At 68.6% G+C, this 21389-nt stretch carries 22 protein-coding genes; 3 read left to right on the plus strand and 19 right to left on the minus strand.

Annotated features, from left to right (window positions below; all coding sequences use genetic code 11):
- The first annotated feature begins 157 nt into the window (after window positions 1–157).
- Window positions 158–943, plus strand: a complete 786-nt coding sequence (locus M9945_RS21395) for a DeoR/GlpR family DNA-binding transcription regulator (protein ID WP_367946159.1) — start codon at window positions 158–160, stop codon at window positions 941–943.
- Between the two features lie 41 nt (window positions 944–984).
- On the opposite strand, the gene M9945_RS21400 is transcribed toward M9945_RS21395, so the two are convergent.
- The 5 genes from M9945_RS21400 to M9945_RS21420 all read right to left on the minus strand — a co-directional run bounded on the left by M9945_RS21400 (window position 985) and on the right by M9945_RS21420 (window position 5010).
- Window positions 985–1755 carry an NAD(P)-binding domain-containing protein gene (locus M9945_RS21400; protein WP_367946160.1) on the minus strand — a complete coding sequence of 257 codons (771 nt, stop codon included), beginning with the start codon at window positions 1753–1755 and terminating at the stop codon, window positions 985–987.
- 5 nt (window positions 1756–1760) lie between these two features.
- Window positions 1761–2555, minus strand: coding sequence for an amino acid ABC transporter ATP-binding protein (locus tag M9945_RS21405; RefSeq protein WP_367946161.1), 795 nt, complete (start codon window positions 2553–2555; stop codon window positions 1761–1763).
- Window positions 2552–3265, minus strand: a complete 714-nt coding sequence (locus tag M9945_RS21410; protein WP_367946162.1) for an amino acid ABC transporter permease — start codon at window positions 3263–3265, stop codon at window positions 2552–2554. The genes M9945_RS21405 and M9945_RS21410 overlap by 4 nt, the downstream gene beginning before the upstream one ends.
- Before the next feature lie 11 nt (window positions 3266–3276).
- The gene (locus M9945_RS21415; RefSeq protein WP_367946163.1) at window positions 3277–4182 is read right to left on the minus strand and encodes a dihydrodipicolinate synthase family protein; all 906 of its coding nucleotides are present in this window, start codon (window positions 4180–4182) and stop codon (window positions 3277–3279) included.
- A gap of 78 nt (window positions 4183–4260) precedes the next feature.
- Complete coding sequence (locus M9945_RS21420; protein ID WP_367946164.1) at window positions 4261–5010, minus strand: ABC transporter substrate-binding protein; 750 nt, start codon at window positions 5008–5010, stop codon at window positions 4261–4263.
- A gap of 145 nt (window positions 5011–5155) precedes the next feature.
- On the opposite strand from M9945_RS21420, the gene M9945_RS21425 reads away from it, so the two are divergent.
- Complete coding sequence (locus M9945_RS21425) at window positions 5156–5962, plus strand: IclR family transcriptional regulator (protein WP_367946165.1); 807 nt, start codon at window positions 5156–5158, stop codon at window positions 5960–5962.
- Between the two features lie 126 nt (window positions 5963–6088).
- Here M9945_RS21425 and M9945_RS21430 read toward each other — a convergent pair whose 3' ends face one another.
- The gene (locus M9945_RS21430; protein WP_367928538.1) at window positions 6089–7906 is read right to left on the minus strand and encodes a DEAD/DEAH box helicase; all 1818 of its coding nucleotides are present in this window, start codon (window positions 7904–7906) and stop codon (window positions 6089–6091) included.
- A gap of 109 nt (window positions 7907–8015) precedes the next feature.
- Window positions 8016–8435, minus strand: a complete 420-nt coding sequence (locus M9945_RS21435) for an acyl-CoA thioesterase (protein WP_367928539.1) — start codon at window positions 8433–8435, stop codon at window positions 8016–8018.
- A 154-nt stretch (window positions 8436–8589) separates the two neighbouring features.
- Here M9945_RS21435 and M9945_RS21440 point away from each other — a divergent pair, with 154 nt between their 5' ends.
- Window positions 8590–9699, plus strand: a complete 1110-nt coding sequence (locus M9945_RS21440) for a nitronate monooxygenase (RefSeq protein WP_367946166.1) — start codon at window positions 8590–8592, stop codon at window positions 9697–9699.
- Window positions 9700–9752: 53 nt separating this feature from the next.
- Here the strand turns inward: M9945_RS21440 and M9945_RS21445 are convergent, their stop codons facing one another.
- The 12 genes from M9945_RS21445 to M9945_RS21500 form a co-directional block, all read right to left on the minus strand.
- Window positions 9753–10568 (minus strand): citryl-CoA lyase, encoded by an 816-nt coding sequence (locus M9945_RS21445; protein WP_367928542.1) that lies wholly within the window; start codon window positions 10566–10568, stop codon window positions 9753–9755.
- Between the two features lie 210 nt (window positions 10569–10778).
- The gene (locus tag M9945_RS21450; RefSeq protein WP_367928543.1) at window positions 10779–11465 is read right to left on the minus strand and encodes an enoyl-CoA hydratase/isomerase family protein; all 687 of its coding nucleotides are present in this window, start codon (window positions 11463–11465) and stop codon (window positions 10779–10781) included.
- 3 nt (window positions 11466–11468) lie between these two features.
- The gene (locus tag M9945_RS21455) at window positions 11469–12248 is read right to left on the minus strand and encodes an enoyl-CoA hydratase/isomerase family protein (protein ID WP_367928544.1); all 780 of its coding nucleotides are present in this window, start codon (window positions 12246–12248) and stop codon (window positions 11469–11471) included.
- Between the two features lie 4 nt (window positions 12249–12252).
- Complete coding sequence (locus M9945_RS21460; protein WP_367928545.1) at window positions 12253–13743, minus strand: class I adenylate-forming enzyme family protein; 1491 nt, start codon at window positions 13741–13743, stop codon at window positions 12253–12255.
- A 31-nt stretch (window positions 13744–13774) separates the two neighbouring features.
- On the minus strand, window positions 13775–14458 hold the full coding sequence (locus M9945_RS21465) for a nitroreductase (protein ID WP_367928546.1): 684 nt from the start codon (window positions 14456–14458) through the stop codon (window positions 13775–13777).
- 23 nt (window positions 14459–14481) lie between these two features.
- Window positions 14482–15492, minus strand: a complete 1011-nt coding sequence (locus M9945_RS21470; RefSeq protein ID WP_367928547.1) for an NAD(P)H-dependent flavin oxidoreductase — start codon at window positions 15490–15492, stop codon at window positions 14482–14484.
- A complete protein-coding gene (locus M9945_RS21475; protein WP_367928649.1) occupies window positions 15489–16649 on the minus strand; it encodes an amidase in 1161 nt (386 codons plus the stop codon). The genes M9945_RS21470 and M9945_RS21475 overlap by 4 nt, the downstream gene beginning before the upstream one ends.
- Window positions 16650–16652: 3 nt before the next feature.
- On the minus strand, window positions 16653–16934 hold the full coding sequence (locus M9945_RS21480; RefSeq protein WP_367928548.1) for a hypothetical protein: 282 nt from the start codon (window positions 16932–16934) through the stop codon (window positions 16653–16655).
- Window positions 16935–16944: 10 nt separating this feature from the next.
- Window positions 16945–18450 carry a class I adenylate-forming enzyme family protein gene (locus tag M9945_RS21485; protein WP_367928549.1) on the minus strand — a complete coding sequence of 502 codons (1506 nt, stop codon included), beginning with the start codon at window positions 18448–18450 and terminating at the stop codon, window positions 16945–16947.
- Window positions 18447–19367, minus strand: coding sequence for a MaoC/PaaZ C-terminal domain-containing protein (locus M9945_RS21490; RefSeq protein ID WP_367928550.1), 921 nt, complete (start codon window positions 19365–19367; stop codon window positions 18447–18449). Before M9945_RS21490 ends, M9945_RS21485 begins: the two co-directional genes overlap by 4 nt.
- A 14-nt stretch (window positions 19368–19381) precedes the next feature.
- Entirely contained in the window at window positions 19382–20206 is an 825-nt protein-coding gene (locus M9945_RS21495; RefSeq protein ID WP_367928551.1) for a polysaccharide deacetylase, read from the minus strand.
- Window positions 20203–21384 (minus strand): acyl-CoA dehydrogenase family protein, encoded by a 1182-nt coding sequence (locus M9945_RS21500; RefSeq protein WP_367928552.1) that lies wholly within the window; start codon window positions 21382–21384, stop codon window positions 20203–20205. Before M9945_RS21500 ends, M9945_RS21495 begins: the two co-directional genes overlap by 4 nt.
- Between the last annotated feature and the right edge of the window lie 5 nt (window positions 21385–21389).

A 21389-nucleotide genomic window follows, 5' to 3' on the forward strand; every position in this document is an offset into this window, starting at 1 on the left:
TATTTGACCGAAGACTGTCACGAAAATTCGTGTTCGGCAACAGGAAAATGTTGGTAGACGGGCAAAACAGATGTTGAAGTTTCACACGCCCGCTGCGATGCTGGAGCGCCCCGCCCGCCGCCGTCTTTCAGGCCCTTGAAAATAAAAGGCTCGCTTCGTGAAACCGACCAAATCCCGCAAGGAGCTACGGCAGGACAGCATCCTCGCCGCGCTCGAAGGCAATCCGGCGCTGCGGGTCAACCAGCTTGCCGAATCCCTTGCCGTCTCGACCGAGACCATCCGCCGCGACCTCGCCGAGCTCGACCAGGCGGGCCGCCTCAGCCGCACCTATGGCGGCGCGGTGGCGGCCTCCTCGAACCGCTTCGAGCCGCTGCTGAACGACCGGCTGCTGCTGAAGGTCCCGGAACGCCGCGCCATCGCCCGGCGCGCGCTGGAGGAGATCGCCGACGAGGAGGCCCTGCTTCTCGGCGGCGGCGCCACCCTGCTGCAATTCGCCCGCGCCCTGCGCGGCATCGACCGCCGGCTGACCGTCATCACCCCGGCCTGGGCGATCGCGCTGGAGCTGTCGTCGAACCCGCTGATCGAGATCGTCCTGCTGCCCGGCACCCTCGAGGCGCAGGAGCGCATCGTCTGCGGCCCCGAGACCATCCGCGCGCTGGAACGCTACCGCGCGCCGGTGGTGCTGATGGGCGCGTCGGGCGTTTCGGGCGAGGGCGTCAGCGAGGCGATGCTCGGCGCGGGCGAGGTCTATGCGGCGATGCTGCGCAGCGCCGAGCGCTCGTTCATCCTCGCTGACCACGGCAAGTTCGACAAACGCGCGCTGGTGCTGCTGACCCCGTGGCACGACGCCATGACTCTGGTGACCGACCGGGAGCCTGAAGGCGCGCTCATGGCCGCGATCCGCAAGGGCGGCGCCACGCTGTCGCTTCCCAAGTCCGCCTGAGGCGTGCGCAACTCACGCGCGCCCGGGCCGGATCTGCGATCCTAGTCCAGATCGGTCCGCGAAAACTGCTGGACCGAATCGAGGGCGGCGAAGGTCTCCTCGACCCAGCCTCTCGACACGAGGTGCTTGCGGGTGCGCTCGTTGAGGCCGCCTTTCGTCTCGTGCTCACGCACGAGGTCGGGCAGCGGCTCCGGCGAGCGGAGCGCGGTCTCGGCAAGGCCGGAGAAGATCGCCCGCACATAGGTTTCCGCCGCCTCGCCCGCGACCCCGCGCCCCTCCAGCCAGGTCACGAGCCCGGCCTGAAGCGCGAAGAACGTCGACATGAAGCCGCTGACGCCGCCCATGGCGACGAGTTCGCGCTCCGTTTGCGGCACGATCACCTGCCCCATGCCGTGGAGCAGATCGGCGACGGCATCGACGCGCGGATAGTGGATGATCGGCCCCTTGCACATGGCGACCGCCGGCAGCGGCAGGACGCGGCAGACGACGGCGCCCGGCGCATACGCGCTGATTTCCGGCACTGTCAGCCCCGTCACGAAGGAGCAGACGATCTGGCCCGGCCGGAAGTCGATCCCCGTCAGCGCCTCCTCCACCTGAGCGGGGCGCATCGCCAGGAAGACGATGTCGCTGTCCCGCGCGACCTCGGCGTTGGACGCCGCGCGGCTCACGGTTTCGAACCGCGCCGCCAGCGCTTCGGCTCTTTGCGCCGACCGCGGCGAGACGAGGACGGGGTTGCGCCGGCCGCTGGCGACCAGCCCCTCGATGAAGGCGCCGGTTATCGTACCCGTCCCGATGAAGCCGAGCGTCTTCATGGGTCTCACGCCTCGGCGCCGGTGAGGCCGGACAGGAAGCGCCGGCAGCGCTCGGTCTTCGGCGAAACCAGCACCTCGGCCGACGGCCCCTGCTCGACGATCAGCCCGCGCTCCATGAAGATGGTCCGGTCGGAGGCATGCCGCGCGAATTCCATCTCATGGGTGGCGATCAGCATCGTCATGCCCGAGTTGCGCACCTCGCGGATGACGTTGAGCACTTCCTGCACGGTCTCCGGATCGAGGGCCGAGGTCGGCTCGTCGAACAGCATGAGCCGCGGCTCCATCGCCAGCGCGCGGGCGATGGCAACGCGCTGCTGCTGCCCGCCGGACAATTGCCGCGGATAGGACTGCGCCTTGTCGGCGAGGCCGACGCGGTCGAGCAGCGCGAGCGCGCTCTTCTCGGCCGCCTGTCGCGCCACGCCGCGCACGAGGCGCGGCCCGGAGGCGACGTTCTCCAGCGCCGTCATGTGCGGGAACAGGTTGAAGCTCTGGAACACCATGCCGATCGCCTCGCGCTGCCGCGCCTGATGCCGCACCGAGAGCGGCCGGCGCGCGCCGGCGGCATCGACCCGCGCCCCGATCTCCTCGCCGTCGACGACGATCGTGCCCTCGTTGATCTGCTCCAGCGCGTTGATGCAGCGCAGCAGCGTGCTCTTGCCGGAGCCGCTCGGCCCGATGAGGGCGACGGCCTGCCCCTTTTCGACCTCCAGCGACACGCCGCCGAGCGCGACGAAGTCGCCGAAGCGCTTCACCGCGTTGACGACCCGGATGAAGGGCGCGGCACCCTGCGGGGCGCTCATGCCGGCGCCCCGGCGGCGCGCTTGGTCGAGACGGGCGCCGTTTCCGCGAACCAGCGCGAGTTCCGCTTCTCGAAGGCGCGCTGGAGGAAGGTCCAGAGCGCGGTCAGCAGCAGGTAGTAGATGGTGGCGACCGTCAGCGCCTCGAGCACCCGGAAATTGTTCTGGATGACGTTGTCGGTCGCGCGGAAAAGCTCTGTCATCGAGATCACCGACACCAGCGACGTGTTCTTCAGCTGCCGGACGAACTCGTTGCCCAGCGGCGGGATCGCGATCCGCAGCGCCTGGGGAAAGACGATCGTCCGCATGATGGTGAAGGGCCGCATGCCGATGGCGCGCGACGCCTCCCATTGCGAGGGCGGCACGGCGGAGATCGCCGAGCGGACGATTTCCGCGACATACGGGCTTTCCGACAGGGTAAGGCCGATGATGGCGGCCTGGATCACCGTCAGGCGAATGTCCATCTGCGGCAGCGCGCTGTAGAGGAACACCAGCTGCACCAGCAGCGGCGTCGCCCGGAAGAACGCGACATAGCCCTGATAGAACCACTGGGCGGGCAGGCGTTCGATCCTGCCGATCAGGGCGACGATGGTGCCGACGATGATCGCCAGGACGAGCGTGACCATCGTCAGCCAGATCGTCGTCCAGACGCCCTGCAATATGCCGGGGTTAATCAGCGTGTTGAAGAAGACGGACCAGTCCCAGACCTGCATCTGTTCTCCCCTCAGGGGGTGGGCGGCAGGGCGCCGATGCCGGCGGCATCGAGCACCTGCTTCAGGGCGGCGCGCGCCCGCTCGTCCGCGGGCAGCAGCGGCTCGCGCGGCGCGCCGACGGGCATGCCGCGCAGCTCGGCGCCGGCCTTGGTCATGGCGACGTAGCCGTTGAGAAGCAGGAAGTTGAGGACCGGCCACAGCCGCTTCCACACATCCTGCGCCTCGACGAGGTTCTTCCTGACGGCGATGGCATCGTAGAGCTCGATGCAGATCTCGGGGATGAAAGTCGAAGCCCCCAAGATGGAGCCGGGCGCACCGCTGGCGATCGTCGCCATCATCGCCGGATCGGACCCGGCAATGATCTTCGGCGCATCCGGATTGAGCATCAGCCGCATGGTGGCGGTGTAGTTCGCGGCGCTGTCCTTGATGTGCGAGATGTAGCCCGACCGGGTCAGGCTGACGAGCTCGTCCTCCGTCAGGTCGAGCCCGGTCACGCGCGGCGTGTGGTAGTAGACGACCGGCCCGCCGGCGATCTCGGCGCACTGCCCGAGGAAGCGTTGCAGATCGGCCCAGCGCAGCCGGTCGTAATAGGGCGCGACCGCCATCAGGCGGTCGGCGCCGGCCGCCACGGCGTGCCGCGCGAGGTCGAACGCCTCGCGCGACCCCGGCGCCCCGATCTGGGCGATGACGGGTATCTTGCCCTTCGCCTCGGCCACCGCCACCTCGCAGAGGCGCTTGCGCTCCGCCGCGGTCAGCGTGGAGTGCTCGCCCGTCGTGCCGGCGACGACGATGCCATGGATGCCGAGCGCGACCTGGGACCGGACGAGCGCGGCGAACTTCGCCTCATCGATCTCCGTCCCGTCGGCATTCATGGGTGTGAAAAGCGCGCTGATGATACCTGCGAGTTCGGTCTGCATGCTATGCTCTCGATGAAATGGCAGTGCGCGGCGCGCACTGCACACGGGTTTCAGGCAAGGATCGGCATTTCGGCCGGACTAGCGGTCGAAGGAGTCGACGGCGGCGGTTTCGATGCCCCACTCCTTGAGCACGGCGTCGTAGGTGCCGTTCTCCTTCATGCGCACGAGCCCGTCGCGAACGGCCTTCGCCAGCGCCTCGTCGTCCTTCTTGACGACGATGCCCAGCGTGACCGGATTGATGTTGGCGGCGGCCTTTTCAAGGCTCGGATTCTTCAGCAGGTAGTAGGAGACGAGCTGGTCGGAGGCGACGAAGGCCTCGACATTGCCGTTCTCCAGCGCCCGCACCGCGATCGGCTGCGTGTCGAACGACTGGATGTTCACCTGCGGCTTGCTCTCGGCGACGCACTTCTCGCTCTGCTCGGCGACGACCTTGAGCTGGGCCGAGCCCTGCAACACGCTGACGCTCTTTCCGCACAGATCGTCGAGCCCGGCGATGCCGGAATCCGCCTTCGCCAGAATCGCCTGGCTGCTGCGGACATAAGGCACCATCGTCACCACCTTCTCGCGCTCCTCGGTGATGTAGACACCGGCGCAGACCATGTTGAAGCGATCCGCCTGCAGGGCCGGGATGAGGCCCTTGAAGTCGAGATTCACGTACTCGACATCCGTTGCTCCCATCTCCTTCGCCAGCGCGCCGCACATCGAGACGTCGATGCCGGTGGGCTGCTGGTTGTCGTCGAAGAACCCCCACGGGGTCTGGCTGAAGGAGCTGCCGATGATCAGCTTCTCCGGCACCTCTTGCGCACAGGCCGCGGATGCGGAAGCCACGACAATCACCGATGCCATCACGTTAGAAATCAGCTTTCCCATTTCCATTTGCCCCTTGGCTATTTTATTGCAATAGTAATTATTGTAATAGGATTTCACCATATTGATTCTGAGTCAAGCGACCTTGAACGAAGGGGGACGAACATTGGCGCGAAAGCAGAAGGATCCTGCGACGGAAGCCCCGCAGCAGCGGGAATCGCCGCTCTTCGTGCGCTCGGTCGAGAAGGCGCTCGGCCTCTTGGCGACGTTCGACGCCGGCCATCGCCAGCTGTCGCTGTCGCAGCTCGCCGAGCGCGCGCAGACAGATCTGAGCACGGCGCAGCGCTTCGCCTTCACGCTGGAGCGGCTAGGGCTGCTGAGGAAGGACAAGGCGACGCGGCTCTACGAGCTGACGCTGAAGATGATGACGCTCGGGTTCCGCTACCTGCAGGGCCACGAGACCATCGAACGCGCGATGCCGATGATGCTGCACCTGAGCAAGACCACGGAGGCGGCCGTCAACCTGATGGTCCAGGACGACACGGACATCGTCTACATCCACCGGCTGCACAGCCGGCACCTGATCAATCCCGAGATCATGGTCGGCGCGCGGCTGCCGATGTTCGCGACCGCATCGGGCCTCGTGATGATGGCCCGCATGACCGACGAGGAGGTGGAGGACATTCTCTCCCGCTCGACGCTGAAGGCCTATACCGCCTTCACCCAGACCGACCCCGACGCGATCCGCCGGCGGCTGGACGCGGTGCGCGAGACGGGCTACGCCATCGCGCATCAGGAGACCTATCTCGGCGACATCTCGGTCGCGGCGGCGATCCTCAACGGGTTCGGCCGCGCAACCGCAGCCCTGACGATCTCCACCTCGACCCTCGTCACGACGCCGCAATTCGTCGAGGAGAACTACGCCACGCTGGTCTCCGCCGCCGCCGCCAGCCTTTCACAGCGCAGCACCTGAGGCGCCCGGCCGGCGGGGCTGGAGCAGCGGGCGTTCTGACGAACGCGGTTTCCGCTGCTGCTCCAGCTTCTTACCTTTGGCCGCCTCTATGCGACGTCAGACGATTCAGTCCGGCTGCAAAATGCTCTAGCCTTTCGGCCGCTTCGCCTTGCCCTTGTGCTTGCGGGCGGGGTCGCGGTCGGCGGGCGCGGCCTTGCCGCGATGCGCCGGCTTCTTCGGCGGCTTTCCGCCCTTGCCGAATTTCGGCTTCGCCGGCCGCGGGCTTGCGCGCCCCTCCCCGGCCGGCGCGATGACGATCCCCCGCTCGAGGCTGCCCGGCCGTTCAATCTGCGCCGCGAAGCCCGCCGCCTTGTCGGCGGAGATCTCGAAGCGGGTTTCGGTGTCGTCGATCCGGATCGAGCCGACGTCGCGCTTCGACACGCCGCCGGCCTTGCAGATCATCGGCAGCAGCCATTTCGGGTCGGCCCGCTGCTTGCGGCCGAGCGACAGCGTGAACCAGACGCCGCCCTCCATGTCCGGCTTGCGCGGCTCGCGCGCGGGAAGCGGCCCGCTGTGCTCGTCCTCGCTTCCCCTGTCGCGCCGCGGCTTCCGCGCCTGCATCTCGGCGACCGGCAGCGGGGAAAGGTCCTCCGGCACCGGCCGGGCCGAGAGCTGCTGGCGCAGGAAGGCGGCGGCGATGCGCTCCGGGCTCGCCTTCGCCAGCAGTTCGACCACGAAGGCCGCTTCGGCCGTGTCGGGTTCGGCGGCGGCGAGCGCGGTGTCGAGGATCTGCCTGCGGTAGCGCGCCTCGATCTCGCCGATGCCGGGCGCGGCGCGCACGGTGGCCGTCAGCCTCGCCAGCGCCAGCACGCGCTGGGCCGCGCCGCGCCTGGTCTCGGGAACGATGAGCACGCACACGCCCTTGCGTCCCGCGCGGCCCGTCCGGCCGGAGCGGTGAAGCAGCGTCGCCGGGTTGCTCGGCACGTCGGCATGGATGACGAGGTCGAGGTTCGGCAGGTCGATGCCGCGCGCCGCAACGTCGGTGGCGACGCAGACGCGGGCGCGCCCGTCGCGCATCGATTGCAGGGCGCTGGAGCGCTCGGACTGCGCCATCTCGCCCGACAGCGAGACGACCGAGAAGCCGCGATTGGCCAGCCGCGCGGTGAGGTGCCGCACCGCCTCGCGCGTGTGGCAGAACACCAGCGCGCCGGCGCTGTCGGAATCGAGCAGCGTGTTGATGACGGCATGCTCGCGCTCGTCGCGCCGCACCAGCACCATCTGGTATTCGATGTCGGCGTGCTGTTCGCTGGCGGCGCTCGCCGCGATGCGCACCGCGTCCTTCTGGAAGGTCTTGGCCAGCTCGGCGATGCCGCGCGGCACCGTCGCCGAGAACAGCAGCGTGCGCCGCCCTTCCGGCGCCGCGCCGAGGATGAATTCGAGGTCGTCGCGGAAGCCGAGGTCCAGCATCTCGTCGGCCTCGTCGAGCACCACGGCGCGCAACGCGCCGAGGTCCAGCGCGCCCTTGGTGATGTGGTCGCGCAGCCGTCCCGGCGTGCCGACGACGAGGTGCGCGCCGCGCTCCAGCACGCGGCGCTCCGTGCGCATGTCCATGCCGCCGACGCAGGTCGCGGTCTGGATGCGCGTTCCCGCGTAGAGCCAGTCGAGCTCGCGCTGCACCTGGATCGCCAGCTCGCGCGTCGGCGCGATGACGAGGCCGAGCGGCCGCCCGGCCGGCCCGAACTGCCCCGCGTCGCCGAGCAGTGTCGACGCGATCGCGATGCCGAAGGCCACCGTCTTGCCCGATCCCGTCTGCGCCGAAACCAGAAGGTCGGCCTCGCCATGGCCGCCGCTCGCCATCTCGCTCTGCACCGGCGTCAGCCGGTCGTAGCCCTTCGCGCCGAGGGCGGAAGCGAGGGCGGGGTGAATGGTGTCCGGCAGGGCGGTCGGGTCGTCGGTCGGCGTCATGATCGGGTCTCTGTTTCGACGCCGCATACCACGCCAGCCTCCCGGGACCTAATGCTCGCTCGCCGACCGCACGAGAATTTCCGGTATGGTGCCGGCTTTCCCCGGCCGCTCAGGCCGGCTCACCGCCGGAAAGGAGATGCGCCTGCGCGCTGTTCCTCAGATCATCCGGCAGCGGGATGGACTTGCGGGCGTTCAGGTCGAAATAGACGGTCTTCATCTTCATGGTCGCCACCGTGTCGCCCTGCCGGTTCTTCATCGTGTGGCGCAGGGTCAGGGAAGACGTGCCGACCGCCTCGACGTCCGTATGCACCTCGAACAGCGCGCCGACCTCCAGCTCCTGCATGAAATGCGTCTCGTGCAGCACGTCCGCCCACCCCTGCCCCCGGGACCGCTGCCAGCCGGTGTCGTAGCCCAGCGCGGCAACGGCCTGCCACATCGCCTGGTCGAAAGCCGCGACATAGTGCTGGACGTTCATGTGCCCCATGGCGTCCGCCATGGCGGGATAGACCAGACCGTTATAGCTCTTCATCGGATTTCCCCGTTCTGCCCGAGACGCATCGTCGCCTTATCCGCGCGCACGGACAAGGCGAAAAACAGCGATGGACTTTTTCATACTTATACGCATATTTTTACACGAATAAGTATGTGAATGGCAACGCCCGAGCGCTGGAAGGGATAGGAGCATGAAGACGAGCCTGACGGAAATGTTCGGGATAGAGGCACCGATCTTCGCCTTCAGCCACTGCCGCGACGTGGTGGTCGCGGCCTCGAAGGCCGGCGGCTTCGGCGTGCTGGGCGCGGCGTGGACCACGCCCGAGCATCTCGACCAGGAGCTGCGCTGGATTGAGCAGCATATCGACGGGATGCCGTTCGGCGTCGACCTCGTCTTCTCGCCGACGGCGGTCGATCTGGGTCCGGAAAAGGACCCTGTGAAGCTGCTGCCGCCCGAGCATGTCGCCTACATCAACGGCCTGATGACCCGCGACGGCGTGCCGGAGCTCCCCCCGGGCGAGTTCGAGAGCTGCTACAGGAACTATTCGGAGAGCCTCGCCTTCACGCCAAAGGAAAGCGAGGAGCTGCTGGACGTCGCGCTGCGCTACGACATCAAGTTCGTGGTCTCCGCCCTCGGCATCCCGCCCGCCGGCATCATCGAGCGCGTCCATCAGGCCGGCCTGCCGGTCGGCGCGCTGGTCGGCACGGCCGAGCAGGCGCGCAAGCAGGTCGCGGCCGGCATCGACGTGATCATCGCCCAGGGCAGCGAGGCCGGCGGCCACACCGGCACCGTCGGGTCGATGGTGCTGTGGCCCGAGGTGGTGGACGCGGTCGCCCCGGTGCCGGTGCTGGCGGCCGGAGGCATCGGCCGCGGCCGCCAGATGGCGGCGGCGCTCGCGCTCGGCGCGCAGGGCGTGTGGTGCGGCTCGATCTGGCTCGGCACCACCGAAAGCGAGCTGAACCCGGATCTGCGCGACGTGCTCTACGGCTCCGGCAGCACCGACGCGGTCATCACCCGCGGCTATACCGGCAAGCCCTGCCGGGTCCTGCGCAGCAAGTTCACCGAGGCCTGGGCCGCGCCGGAGGCGCCGGCCCCGCTCAAGGTCCCCTACCAGTCGATCCTGTCCGGCGGTCCCTTCCGCAGGGCCGAGCGCGCCCATCGCAAGGACTGGATGACCTATTCGGCCGGGCAGGTCGTCGGCCAGATGACCGGGCCGACCTCGGTGCGCCAGGTGGTCTACGACATGCTGAGCGAATATGCCGACGCGATGGAAAGCCTCGACGCCATCCTCTCCGACTAGAAGGCGACCGCAGGAAAGCCCGCGCGGACCGTGGTTCGCGCGGGCTTTCCTTTTCAGTTCCAGCCGGCTGCGGCAAGGGTCGCGTCGGTGTCGTGGATGCTGCGGTCGTAGTCGGCGTTCTCGTCGGGAATGATGCGGTTGACGACACCGCTCTGCAGCTCTTCCGAAACATGGGCGATCAGGCCCGGGAAGGTCGAGAGCAGCGCGAGCCCGGTCATCTCCGGCGGCGTGAAGCCCATCTGGATCATGATGCCGGCGAGCATGCCGATATCGTTCATGACGAGATCGTGCTTGCCGGTGGCGGCGCGGAAGGCCTCGTGCACGGCGCCGTACCACTCGTTGACCTCGCCCCAGACCCCGGTCTCGACGGCGAAGTTCCTCAGCGTCTGCGCCCGCGGGTCGACGCCGCGGAACACCTGATGGCCGAAGCCGGGCACGCGCTTCTTCTCGGCCCGCAGCCGGGCGACCAGCGCGGCCGCCTGTTCCTGCATGGCCAGCCCCGACTCCTTGTAACCGGTGTAGCTCTCGAGGATGAAGCGCCCGGCATGCTCGGGCGAGACGGCGAACTCGCCGGCGCCGAGCATCCCCGCCGAAAGGCCGGCCGTCATCTGCGGGTTGACCGAGACCACGGCGCGCGCCGCGATCGTCCCGGATTTCTGCAACCCGTAGTCGAGGATCGACGAGAAGATGACGTCCATCATCCGCGCCTCGGCCGGCGTCGGGACGCGGCCGCGAAGGATCAGGTAGGCGATGGCCGAGAACGGCAGCCGCCCCAGCAGCGACTGCATGGGAAAGCCGCGTATGTAGATGTCCTGCGGTGCGATGGCGCTGATGCCGGTCATCCAATGGCCGGGCGTGTTCTTGCTCATGGCTGTCTTTCTCTCTGCTGGGCCCTCGGACAGGCACCGTCTATACCCCGCCTCGCACCGCGTCGCCGGGGTGGCGGCAACGCACAATTCGAACCGGCGGACTGGTTACATACTAAAAAGTATATCAATATACTTATAAGTCAATATTCTTGCTCGAACGGAATGCACTCCCCGCCGCCGTCAGACGTCCGGCGCGCGGAAGGCGCTCGCCTAGACCTGCCACAACGGCTCCGCCTGCTCCTGCGGCACCGCCGAGAGTCCGTCCGCTATGCGCTTGCAGCAGGCGAGCGAGTGGGCGGGCTTGCCGGCGAGGTCTTCCGCGTAGGCCCTCACCGTCTCGCAAAGCGCCTCCTGCGGCACGACGCGATCCGCGAGGCCCCAGCGAAAGGCCTCATCCGCGGCGATCGTCCGGGCGGAAAGCAGCATGTCCTTGGTCCGCGCCCGCCCGATCAGGGCGATCAGCCGCGCGCTGTCGTCCGGCGAAAAGGCGATGCCGAGCTTGCTGGCGGTGACACGGAAACCCGCACCGGCGGCGCAGAAGCGCAGGTCCGCCGCGGTGGCGAGGGCGACGCCGCCGCCGATCGCGAGCCCCCGCACCGCGGCGATGACCGGCATCGTCAGCCCGGCGACCGCCCTCACCGCGTCGCGATAGAGCGCGTTGTAGCGCTGCGTGGAATCCGGCTCGGCATAGACATCGGCGAATTCGCGCGTATCCGCCCCGGAGGAGAAATGCTTCCCTTCGGCCGAAAGGACCACCACCCTGACATCCGGCCGCGCCCCGATGTCGCGGCAAAGACCGATCAGCTCGCTCCACATCGCGCCGGTAAACGCGTTGGCTGCGGCAGGCCGGTTGATGTGGATAGTCGTCACGGCCCCGAGGTGAAGATCGAGCGGCATGGCTCAGGACCTTTCCTGGTCCCGGCCCGGATCGCTCCGGGTCTTCCTCGACAGGAAGGCCGCAACACGCTGCTTCGCGGCCTCGCTGGAAACCAGCCCGGTCAGCTCGATCCCTTCCCTGTCGAGCCCCGGTTGCAGGCTGCCATGCGCCGCGCGTATCGCGGCAAGGATGGCGGCGACGGCTTCGTAGGGTTGCCCGATCCAGCGATCAACGAAGGCGCGGGCCTCCGCTGCCGGGGCCTCGACCAGCCTGTCCGCGAGGCCGATCGCAATGGCTTCGCGCGCATCGACGCGGCGTCCCGACAGGATCATCTCCATCGCCCGGGCTTCCCCGATCAGGCGCGGCAACCTCTGGGTTCCGCCGGCGCCCGGCAGCATCCCGAGGTCGATCTCCGGAAAGGCGAAGCTGGCGTTTGCCGTGACCAGCCTGAACGTCGCCGCCAGCGCCAGCTCCGCGCCGCCGCCGAGGGCCGCGCCGGTGACGACGGCGACGCTCGGCACCGGAAGCTGCGAGAAGCGTTGCAGGACCTGCCGGCGATACGCCGCCCGGCGCACCGCCTCGGCATCGTCGATCCCGTGGAGATCGGCGATGTCCGCGCCGGCGCAGAACACCTTTGCCGGCGAGGCCGTGACAAGAACCGCCCGCACCGTCCGGTCCGAGGCGATCTCGGCGGTCGCCCTGTCGAGAATGCCGAAGCATTCGAGATCGAGGGCGTTGTGCTTGTCGGGCCTGTCGAGCCGGATTTCGACGATCGCCTCGGACCGTTCCACGATCAATGCCATTGCCTTACCCCGTCACGGAAAGAAAATCCTGGCGAAGAGCCTTCTTGTCGATCTTGCCGGTCGGGCCAAGCGGCATCGAGCCGACGAAATGGATGCGGGTCGGAACCTTGAACTTCGCCAGTTCCGCGGCGACGAAGGACAGAAGCTCCTCCTGCGTCACCTCGCCCTTCGCCTCGATCGCGGCGACCGGGATTTCTCCCTGCACGTCGTCGGGGACGCCGAACACGGCCGACAGGCGGACACGCGGATGCCGGTTGAGGGCGGATTCGATCTCGGAAGGCGCGATGTTGTTTCCGCCGCGGATGATCAGGTCCTTCAGACGTCCGACGATATGGACGAAGCCCTGCGCGTCCCGCAGGCCGATATCGCCCGTCCTGAACCAGCCGTCGCGCAGGGCCTGCGCGCTGAGATCCGGGTCCTTGTGGTATCGGCTCAGCATCGACGGGCCCTGCACCAGCATCTCTCCCGGCTCCCCGTCCGGACAGTCGCGCCCCTCTTCGTCGATGAAGCGCAGCTTCGCGCCCGGCGCGGCCCTGCCGATGGCGCCGGCCGGATAGGCGGCCGTGTCCGAGGCATGTCGCCCGGCCAGCGGATAGGCTTCGGTCATGCCGAAATAGTCCTGGACCTCGACGCCGAATTTCTCCTCGACCCGCGCGCGGAGGGGCGGCGAGAGCGGCGCTCCCGAACAGATCATCGCCCGCAGCGAGGACAGGTCCGGATCAATGCCGCTCTCGCCGGCATAGTCGGCCATCATCGCGTACATCGTCGGCACGGCGTTGAAGATGGTGGCGCGATGGACGGCAAGAGCCTCCAGCGCCTCCTGCGGATGAAACCGCCGCAGGATCACCACGCGCATGCCGTTGAGCAGGGAAAGCAGAGTCGAGGTCGACAATCCGAGGAGAAAGCCGAACGGCGAGACGGCGACCGTCACGTCGGAGGCCGAGAGGCCCCACATCTCGCGGATCGATCTTGCGGCGCGAATCTGCGCGCCATGGCTGATCACCACTGCCTTGGGTACGCCCGTCGATCCCGACGTATAGACAATCATCAGATCGTCGTCAGGCGACATGGCCTCGGGAGCGGCGTCGAGGGCGATGCTCTCCGTCAGTTCATCGATGTGGCGGACGGCGCATCCCGGTCCGTGCCCGGACGGCGCGGCGCGCGCCTCATCGTCGCAAAAGACGATCCGGACATCGCCGTTCGAAACGATGTAGTCGGTTTCCCTCGCGGTCAGCCTGAAATGCATCGGCACGAAGACCGCGCCGAGGCGCGCCGCCGCGATCAGGGCGAAGATCGTCTCGGGGCGGTTCTGCGCCTGGACCGCGAAGACCGAGCCTCTGGCAATGCCCAGCCTCTTCAGGTTGGCCGCGCAGACGTCTACCCTCGCCATCATCTCCCGGTAGGAGATGTCCCCGCCTTCGAAGGTGATGGCGATCGCCTCGCCGCGCTCGTCGGCAACCTTCGACAACGCTTCGTAGATCGATCCGGGCTTCACGGCCGCGCTCCTTTCTGTCGGACAAGCTTCGTCAGTCGACGAAGCGGACAATTTCGCTCAAGGACGCCCGTTCCGTGCGGAAGGCATTCGCCGGGTGCGCCTTATCTTCGTAGCCGAAAGCGATCCCGGCGAAGACCGCCCGGTCTCCGGCAATGCCGAGATGCGCGCGAAGAAGGTCCGCGTAGTAGGCGGGCGAGGCCTGCGGTACGGCGGCGACCCCGAGCGCCTCCGCCGCCAGCAGGAAGGACATCAGATAGGCGCCGCAATCGATCGCCGCGCGCGGCCCGAGCGTGGCGTCGGCCGAGATGATCGCGAGATGCGGCGCGCCGAAAAAACGGAAATTCTCGAGCGCCTGCCGCTGCGAAGCCGAGCGATCCCCCTTCGCGATGCCGACGGCTTCGTAGAGCGCCCATCCGCAGGCGCGGCGGCGTTCCTGATAAAGGCCGTGATAGGAGCCGTTCGGCGCGATGTCGGCGACGAAGGCCGCGCCGGCGCTCGCGTGGTCGTACATCGCCGTGCGCAGCCGCTCCAGCGCCCCGCCGCCGACCAGCACCACCTCCCAGGGTTGCGAGTTGCAGTCCGAGGCCGTCCGCGAGGCCATGTCGAGGATGCGCCGGATCACGCCGTGCGGCACGGGTCCGGCAAGGTAGGCGCGGCACGAATGACGCTCGCGGAAGAGTTTCTCCAGGAGGTCGGCTTCGATGGAGCAATCCAATGCACTTCACCCCTTGCTTGCGTTCAGACCGAGGCAGCCATCGGGGTTTCCGTTCCCGTCGCGGCCGCGCGGTAGCCTCGCTCGAATTCCGCCACCAGCTCGGCGACCGGCATCATCCGGTCGACCATGCCGACGCCCTGCCCCGCGCTCCAGATGTCGCGCCACGGCCTGACGCCCTCGGGCAGGTCGGGCTGGCGCGCGCCCTTGAGCGCGGGCAGGCGGTCGGGGTCGAGGCCGGCCTGCGCCAGCGAGCCGCGCAGGAACGTCGCGTTGACGCCGCTGATTCGGTCGGTCGTCAGCACGTCGGTGCTGGTCTGCGCCACCATCAGCTCGCGATAGGCCGGCGGCGCCAGCGATTCCGGCGTGGCGATGAAGCGCGTCCCGACATAGCCGAAATCGGCCCCGAGCACCTCGGCCGCGCGCAGCGAGCGGCCGTCGGAGACGCAGCCGGCGAGCAGGATGGCGCCGTCGAAGACGCGGCGCAGCTGCGGGACGAAGGCGAACGGGTTGAGGAGGCCGCAATGGCCGCCCGCGCCCGACGTCAGGGCGATCAACCCGTCGACGCCGGCCTCGATCGCCTTCTCGGCATGCGGGACGGTAGCGACGTCGTGGAAGACCAGCCCGCCATAATCGTGGACCAGCTGCACGACCTCGCCCGGCTTGCCGAAGCTGGTGATGACGATACGCGGCTTGAACCGGCGGATGAGCCGCAGGTTGGCCCCCATCCGCTCGGGCGGAATGTTGTATTCCACCAGATTGAGCGCATAGGGCGCGATCTTCCGGCCCGGCGCGGCCGTTTCCCGCGCCTCGGCCAGCTCGTCGTCGATCCGGGTGAGCCAGTCTTCCAGCACCTGCGCCGTGCGCGCGCCCTGCAACGGCACCGAGCCGACGACGCCCGCCTTGCAGCAGGCGATCAGCAGGTCAGGCCCCGACACGAGCAGCATCGGCGCCGCGATCAGCGGCAGGCGCATCTCCGCGCGCAGGGCACGGATTTTCGCCGCCCGCGGGGTGCCGTCACGTTCGTTCGTCGTCATGCCCTCCCCCTCGCGGCGGGCGGACGCCGGTGTGCCCAGGGTGCTGCGGTTTCCAGATGATGCGCCAGCCGCAGGACATCGGCATCCGCGCCGAAACGCCCGATCAGTTGCACGCCGATCGGCAGACCCCCGGCGCTCTCGCCCATCGGCAGCGACGCCGCGGGCTGGCCCGAGGCGTTGATGATGGCGAGGAAGGTGGTGTAGGTGCCGATCGCCCTGCGGAAGCTGCGGAAATCGTTTTGCATCGAGATCTCGCCCAGCGGCGCGGGCGGGCGCGTCAGGGTCGGGGTCAGGACGAAATCCACCTGCCCGACATAGTCGTCCATCGCCCGGGCGATGCCGTGGAAGCGGTTGATCGCCAGCGCGTAGCGTTCGGCGCTCAACGTGCCGCCAAGGCGATAGGCGTCGAGGATCGCCGGCTCCAGCAGGTCCTCGGCCCGCGCGCCGGCCATGCCGCGCAGCCGGCCGTTCACCGTCAAGGTGACGCTCGCCGCCATCACCTCGATGTTGGCTTCGAGGAACTTGGCGAAGCTGAAGGCGGGCGCGGCCAGCGGCACCGTCTCGTGGCCCATCCCTTCGAGCAGGGCGGCGACGCCGGCCACGGCGGCGCGGCAGTCTTCATGCACGGCGATGCCGTCGAAGGCCTGGGTCCAGACGCCGACGCGCAGCGGCCGGGCGAAGGGACGTTCGAGTTCGCCGGAATAGGACGCGGGGCGCGGCGGCGCGGCATAGGGCGCGCCGGGCTCGAAGCCGGCCGCGTGGTCGAGCACCGCGGCCGTATCGCGCACGCTGCGCGACAGAACGCCCTCGACCGCGAGCCCGCCCCAGGCCTCGCCGCGCGCCGGCCCGACCGGCAGCAGGCCGCGCGAGGTCTTCAGGCCGAAGACGCCGCAGCAGCTCGCGGGAATGCGGATCGAGCCGCCGCCGTCACTGCCATGGGCGATCGGCACCACGCCGGTCGCCACGGCCACGGCCGCGCCGCCGCTCGACCCGCCGCTCGAGCGGGTCGGATCCCACGGGTTGCGTGTCGGGCCGCCGTTGATCTCGGCCTCCGTGGTCGGGGCCATGCAGAATTCCGGCACCGTGGTGCGCGCGAAGGGCAGGAAGCCGTCCTCGCGGAAGCGCGCCGTCAGGGTGGCGTCGACGGGCGATCCCAGCCCCTAGAACAGGCGCGACCCGACCGCGGACGGGAAGTCGCTCGCCGCGAGGCCGGAATCCTTGAGCAGGAAGGGCAGCGCCCCGAAGCGGCCGCGCAGCCGCGCCGAGGCCGCTGCTGCCCGGGCGCGGTCGTAGCCTTTCTCGCACAGCGCGTTGAAGCGCGCGTCGACGGCCTCGCCGAGCGCGATGGCGCAGTCCATCAGCTCCAGCGGCGTGACCTCGCCCTTGTGGAGCAGGTCGGCGATGGCAAGGCCGTCGAGGCGCGCGTAGAGGTCCTGATCCATCGCCGCCTCCTCAGCCGCCGTTCGCCAGCTTGCGCAGCGCCGCCTTGTCGATCTTGCCGGTCTTGCCGTAGGGCATCTCGGCCAGCACCGTGACCGATCGCGGCACCTTGAAATCCGACAACCGGCCGGCCACCAGCGCGATCAACGCGGCGGGATCGACATGCTTTCCGGCGTGGAGCGTGACGAAGCCGACGGCGACCTCGCCATAGATCGGGTCTGCGGCGCCGACGACGGCGGCCTCGTCCACGGCGGGATCGCTGGTCAGGACGTTCTCGACCTCGATCGGCGAGATGTTGGCGCCGCCGCGGATGATCATGTCCTTGCTGCGGCCGACGATGTAGTAGAAGCCCTCGGCATCGCGGCGCACCAGATCGCCGGTGCGGAAATAGCCGTCTTGCAGGTTTTCAGCCGTCATTTCCGGTGCGCCGTCATAGCGCAGCATCAGTCCCGCCGTGCGCAGATAGAGTTCGCCTATCCCACCCTCCGGCGTCTCGGTTCCGTCGGACAGGCGAATGCTCGCCTCGGCCTCCGGAGCCAGCAGGCCCGCCGAACCCGGCGGCAGCGGGCGCGGATCGTCATGGAACCTGCCGAAGGCCGGCGTGGCCTCCGACAGCGCGAAATAGTTCTGGAGCCTTGCCCCGAACATCCGCTCGAACGCGTCAAGGGCCTCCGCCGAGGTCGGCGCGCCCGAGGTGATCAGAACCCGCACGTGCGAGAGATCGAATTCGAGCCCGTTCTGCCCGGCATAGGATATCATCATGTTGTACATGGTCGGCACGCCGTGGAAGACGGTGATCCGGTGCGCGGCCATCGCTTCGAGCACGTCGCGCGAATGGAACCGGCGCAGGATCACCACCTTGCCGCCCGTCTGCAGCGCCACCGCCGCCGCCGTCGAAAGCCCGTAGAGATAGCCCATCGGCAGGGCGACGAGGGTCGTGTCCGCCTCGGTGATCCCCCACATCCGCGCGAGCGAGCGCGGCACGCCGGCTTGCCCGCCCTGCCCGAGCATCACTGCCTTGGGAACCCCGGTCGAGCCTGACGTATAGATGTCGAGGAAATCGGCGTCGTCCGCCACTGCCGCCGCCGAGGCGTCGCCCTCTATCTCCTGATCGATGGTTCCAACCGGCACCCTCGGCACGTTGCAAGTCGCGGGATCGATGATCTCGGCCCCGGCCGCGTCATGGAAAAGCACCTTCGAACGGCTGTGGTTGACCGCATAGGCGATCTCGGAGCCGGTCAGGTTGGGGTTGAGCGGCACCACGACCGCGCCGAACTTTGCCGCCGCGTAATAGAGCAGCAGGTGATGCAGCGAGTTGTGGCCGAAGAAGGCGAAGCGGTCGCCGGTGCCCACCCCCAGTCGGCGCAGATGGCGGACGGTGCGGTCGATGCCGTCGAGAAGCCCGCGGCGGCTGGTCCAGACGCCGTCGAACCAGACAGCCGGCTCTGCCTCGCGCCCCTGCGAGGCATCCAGCAAGGCCTGGTAGACTGAATTGAACCGCAGCGGGGACTGAATCATGGCCTTGGAACCTGCTGATGAAACTGGACCGTCCAGTTGCCGGACTGGAGTTTTTCGCGGTCCCGGTCGACCAGAACCAGATTGAACGTCTCACGGCCCGACCGTGACGGATCGGCAATGCGCCCGACCTCGAGCCGTACGGTCATGCCGGCGAGGATCGGCTTGTGGAAGGTCCAGTCGATCGCCAGCACCTCGGCCCGCTCGCCTTCCGCGGCGAGCAGGCGCGAGAGCAGGCCGGCGGCGATCGCCGCGCCCGCGGGGCCTTGCAGGATCGGACCGGCAAAGCCGGCGGCGCGCGCGCAGAGCGCGTCGGTATGAACGGGGTTGTAATCGGCGGCGAGCTGGCTGCCATAGAGGATGTCGGCCTGCGTGATGGCCCGAAACGGGCTGTACAGGGTAGTGCCGGAACAGGCGGCGTCCTCGGAGGCTCGCGCTTTAGACCCGCCGGTCTCGCCTCCTGCCGCACCGGGGCGTCGCCGCACCATCAGCAGCCACTCGCCCTCCTGATAGGCGACCCCGCCGCGATCCTCGAGCCGCACGGCGAAACGCACGAGGCCGCACCCGGGGTTGCGCGTCGGCACCGTCCCGACAAGCCGCTGGCGTACCCGCAGCGTCACCCCCGCCTGAATCGGCCGCGGACAGTCGAAGCGGGCGGAGAGGAAGGCGATGCCGGTGCCTTCCTTCAGGCCCAGCCGCTGCTCCAGTCCGGTGGCGATGGCGAAGGCCGCCTGCGGCAGGAGACAGCCGCCTTCGTCCGCCTCTGCCAGATAGGCCGAGCCGCCGGCATAGCGACCCCAGAGGGCGATGTCGGTCGCGGTGATCGTGCGCCCCGGCGTCAGCCATTCCATGCCGGGCCGATAGTCCTCCCAGAACAGCGCGCGGGTCCCGATCGAGTCCCGATGGCGAGCGTCCGGCATCCCCGCCCTCGCCCTCAGAGCTTCGCCGCCGCCTGGCGTGCGGCGTCCGCCACCGTCACGAAGCGCACGTCCTCCTGCGCCGCCATATGCGCGATCAACCGTTCGAGCATCTTCAGGCGCGGGCCGCGCCCGATGAACTGCGGATGCATGGTCAGGGTGAAGACACCGCCGTCGAGCTCATGGCAGAAATCGAACTCGTCCCGCCAGATCGCGTAGACCTCGTCCGGCGCGCGGGTGCCGGGATAGAGCGGCTTGTTGAGGAAGGTGAAATAGGGAAAATCGTCGAGCTCCCACGCCACGGGGATCTCGATCAGGCCGGTGGGCTCGCCGGGATCGTAGCGATGGTCGTCGATGCGGGAATTGCGCCGCGCCCGATAGGGCAGGAAATCGCTGGCCATCATGCTGCTGTCGTAGACGAGCCCGCGCTCCAGGAGGAGATCGACGGAGTTCGGCGACAGATCCCATGCCGGCGAGCGATAACCGGCCGGCACGTAGTCGTCTCCCAGCACGGCCTTCAGTCCCGCGATCGACGCGTCGAGCAGCCGCTCCTCCTCATCGCGCGGCAGGCCGACCGGCGTTTCGTGGCGATAGCCGTGCAGCCCGATCTCGTGCCCCGCGGCGCGGACGGTGCGAACCTGCTCGGGGTAGGAAGCGGCGGTGTGGGCCGGGACGAAGAAGGTCGCCGGCAGGGCGTGGCGCGCGAGCAGATCGAGCAGCCGCGGCACCCCGAACAGCGCGCCGAACTCGCCGCGCGACAGCGGCGTCGGCGTCGCGGCCTTCATCGACGTGTACCACAGGGACACGGCGTCGAAATCGAAGGTGAGGCAGACCAGCGTCATGTGTGCAGACCGATGCTTTCGGCCTCGCCATCATCGCCGAGCCGGCGGGCGATGACCAGACGGTTGATGTCGTTGGTGCCCTCGCCGGTGACGTAGAGCGTCGCCTCGCGCGTCAGCCGCTCCAGCGGCCAGTCGCGCATGTAGCCCGCCCCGCCCATGATCTGCATGGCGATATGGCAGATCTCGACCGCGCGCTCGCTGGCATAGAGCTTGGCCATGGCGCCGCGCATGTCCGCCCGCTCGCCGCGCTCCTTGGCGCGGGCGGCCTCCATCGTCATCAGCCGCGCGGCCATCAGCTTGGCGGCCGCGTCGGCGAGCTTGAGCTGGATCGCCTGGTGCTTGTCGATGGTCACGCCGAAGGCCTCGCGCTCGGCCGCGTAGCGCCGGGCGATGGACAGCGCGTCGGCCGCCACGCCGACCGCGCTGATGGCGACGGCGATGCGCCCGCATTCGAGCGCGTCCATCAGCTGCGGGAACCCGCGTCCGGTCGCGCCGGACAGCACGTTGGCGGCCGGAACCGGCACGTCGCCCAGCTCGATCTGGACGGTATCGACCAGCTCGAAACCCATCTTGTGGAAGACGGACGTCACCTCGACACCGGCGAAGCCCTTTTCCACCAGAAGGAGCGAGAAGCCCGGCTTGCCGTTCTCGCCCGGGCCGGCGTCGCGGCAGAGGACGAGAAGCAGGGTCGCCGTCCCGCCGTTGGTGATGAATATCTTGGTGCCGCGCACGCAGAACCCGTCGCCATCGGGCGTCGCGGTGGTGCGCACGGCCTTCAGGTCCGAGCCGCAATGCGGCTCGGTCAGGCAAAGCGCCCCGCGATGCTCGCCCCGGGCCATGGCCGGCAGGTAGCGTGCCTTCTGCTCCTGCGTGCCGAAGGCCGCGATGGCGTAGGCGACGGTGGCGTGGCTGTTGACATAGGCCGAGAGCGTCGACCAGCCGCTGGCGAGCGCCTCCATCACGGCGGTAAAGACCGGCACGCGCAAGCCGAGGCCGCCGAACTCCTGCGGGACGACGAGGCCGTAAAGGCCCATCTCCTTCATCTCGGCGACCAGCGCGGCGGGATAGGTGCGGTCGCGCTCGTGCTGCATGACCGCCGGTCGCACCCTGCCCTCCACGAAGCGGCGCACCGCCGAAACGATATCCTTCTCGTCGTCGCTGAAATCGTCGTAATCCATCGCAC

Source organism: Aquamicrobium sp. (genome assembly GCF_023954335.1).
Lineage (GTDB): Bacteria > Pseudomonadota > Alphaproteobacteria > Rhizobiales > Rhizobiaceae > Aerobium.

Bases quoted from the DNA above. Each gene is read 5' to 3' on its own strand.
- M9945_RS21400 (WP_367946160.1), bottom strand. From the start codon at position 1,755: ATGAAGACGCTCGGCTTCATCGGGACGGGTACGATAACCGGCGCCTTC.
- M9945_RS21405 (WP_367946161.1), bottom strand. From the start codon at position 2,555: ATGAGCGCCCCGCAGGGTGCCGCGCCCTTCATCCGGGTCGTCAACGCG.
- M9945_RS21410 (WP_367946162.1), bottom strand. From the start codon at position 3,265: ATGCAGGTCTGGGACTGGTCCGTCTTCTTCAACACGCTGATTAACCCC.
- M9945_RS21415 (WP_367946163.1), bottom strand. From the start codon at position 4,182: ATGCAGACCGAACTCGCAGGTATCATCAGCGCGCTTTTCACACCCATG.
- M9945_RS21430 (WP_367928538.1), bottom strand. From the start codon at position 7,906: ATGACGCCGACCGACGACCCGACCGCCCTGCCGGACACCATTCACCCC.
- M9945_RS21435 (WP_367928539.1), bottom strand. From the start codon at position 8,435: ATGAAGAGCTATAACGGTCTGGTCTATCCCGCCATGGCGGACGCCATG.
- M9945_RS21440 (WP_367946166.1), top strand. From the start codon at position 8,590: ATGAAGACGAGCCTGACGGAAATGTTCGGGATAGAGGCACCGATCTTC.
- M9945_RS21445 (WP_367928542.1), bottom strand. From the start codon at position 10,568: ATGAGCAAGAACACGCCCGGCCATTGGATGACCGGCATCAGCGCCATC.
- M9945_RS21450 (WP_367928543.1), bottom strand. From the start codon at position 11,465: ATGCCGCTCGATCTTCACCTCGGGGCCGTGACGACTATCCACATCAAC.
- M9945_RS21455 (WP_367928544.1), bottom strand. From the start codon at position 12,248: ATGGCATTGATCGTGGAACGGTCCGAGGCGATCGTCGAAATCCGGCTC.
- M9945_RS21470 (WP_367928547.1), bottom strand. From the start codon at position 15,492: ATGACGACGAACGAACGTGACGGCACCCCGCGGGCGGCGAAAATCCGT.
- M9945_RS21480 (WP_367928548.1), bottom strand. From the start codon at position 16,934: ATGGATCAGGACCTCTACGCGCGCCTCGACGGCCTTGCCATCGCCGAC.
- M9945_RS21485 (WP_367928549.1), bottom strand. From the start codon at position 18,450: ATGATTCAGTCCCCGCTGCGGTTCAATTCAGTCTACCAGGCCTTGCTG.
- M9945_RS21490 (WP_367928550.1), bottom strand. From the start codon at position 19,367: ATGCCGGACGCTCGCCATCGGGACTCGATCGGGACCCGCGCGCTGTTC.
- M9945_RS21495 (WP_367928551.1), bottom strand. From the start codon at position 20,206: ATGACGCTGGTCTGCCTCACCTTCGATTTCGACGCCGTGTCCCTGTGG.
- M9945_RS21500 (WP_367928552.1), bottom strand. From the start codon at position 21,384: ATGGATTACGACGATTTCAGCGACGACGAGAAGGATATCGTTTCGGCG.